At 51.6% G+C, this 1,621-nt stretch carries 1 protein-coding gene and 1 pseudogene; both read right to left on the bottom strand.

Features of this window, described 5'->3' with window-relative positions:
* On the bottom strand, positions 1–1,176 hold a 1,176-nt coding region (locus ACWHAR_RS20765), incomplete at its 3' end, for an enolase C-terminal domain-like protein (RefSeq protein ID WP_452087691.1).
* 36 nt (positions 1,177–1,212) lie between these two features.
* Positions 1,213–1,621, bottom strand: a pseudogene (gudP, locus tag ACWHAR_RS20760) (glucarate transporter GudP); the annotation flags it as partial.

Here is a 1,621-nt window from a genome sequence, read left to right as displayed (position 1 = left end):
AAAAGGCTGTTTCGTTAATCGCTGCCCGTCCTGCCAGATCCAATGGGTATCAATCGCCGTGATCCGCCCCGGAGCCGCTGCTGCCACATGGGTAAACATCGCAAGGGAAATATCAAAGTGGTTGTTGGAATGCGAGCCCCATGTCAAACCCCAATCATGACACATTTGCGCAACCCGCACCGATCCTTGCATCGTCCAAAAATGCGGATCAGCCAGCGGTATATCGACCGCATGGAGCTGAATCGCGTGACCCATTTCCCGCCAGTCAGTCGCAATCATATTTGTCGCAGTCGGAAGCCCTGTCGCGCGGCGGAATTCAGCCATTACTTCACGAGCGGAGTAGCCATTCTCATCCCCGCACGGATCTTCCGCATATGCGAGCACATCTTGCTTTCCTTTGCATAATGCAATAGCTTCTTCTAATGACCATGCCCCGTTCGGATCAAGAGTGATCCTTGCCTCTGGAAAACGTTTCGATAATGCGGTAACAGCTTCGATTTCCTCTTCTCCCCGCAGCACCCCGCCTTTCAACTTGAAATCCTGAAAGCCATAGCGCTCCTGTGCGGATTCGGCAAGACGCACAATGGCCTCCGGCGTCAGCGCTTCCTCATGGCGCAGACGGAACCACGCACAATCTGACTGCTCATCGCTTTGATACGGCAAGGTCGTCCGCTTTCGGTCGCCGATGTAAAAGAGGTAACCGAGCATTTTTACTTCATCACGCTGTTTCCCTTCGCCCAGCAAAGCCGCGACCGGTTCGTGAAGAAACTTTCCAAGCAAATCTAACAAAGCCGCTTCCTGTGCGGTGACGGCGTGCACAGTGGTGCGCAAATCAAACGTCTGGTTTCCGCGCCCTCCCCTGTCCTGATCGCCAAACTGCTTTCTGACCATTTGCAATATCGCCTGGTACGCACCGATAGATTTTCCGACAACAAGCGGCTCTGACAGCTCCAGTGTGCGGCGAATATGCTCTCCGCCAGGCACCTCGCCGACTCCCTGATTTCCGCTGCTGTCCGTTAAGATTACGATATTCCGGGTAAAAAACGGGCTGTGTGCTCCGCTTAGATTCAGCAGCATGCTGTCATGTCCCGCAACAGGAATCACCTTCATTTCAGAAATTAATGGAATATTCGATCTTTTCTCTTTTTGAACCTGCTCTTGTATCGGTGAACTCATGCATTTCCCTCCCTTTATAAAGCGCTTTCAAAAATATTAGACAGGCAACGATTGATCGGGGTCTTGTTCTTGTTTCTTTAACACGACCCGTTTGATCGGCCCGACCAGCAGCAAATAGCTAAGGATCGCCGCAATCGCGTTAGCGCCGACAAACACGAGCGCGCCATTGAAAGATCCAGTGGCATTGACAATGTATCCGATAATAATCGGTGTTGTAATTGAGGCAATATTCCCGAAAGTGTTGAACAAACCGCCGCTTAATCCTGCACATTCTTTCGGAGACGTGTCCGACACGACAGCCCAGCCCAGTGCGCCGAAGCCTTTTCCGAAAAACGCGAGCGACATAATGACAACGACGAGCCATGCTGAATCTGTGTAGTTGCAGACAATCATACTGCAAGACAGCAGCATGCCGGCAATGATTGGCACTTTTCTTGCAAAGGTC

It is taken from the genome of Bacillus sp. LR--39, from assembly GCF_053613335.1.
Note: the sequence above shows the minus strand (reverse complement) of the source record. Positions and strands in the feature narration are given on the sequence as shown.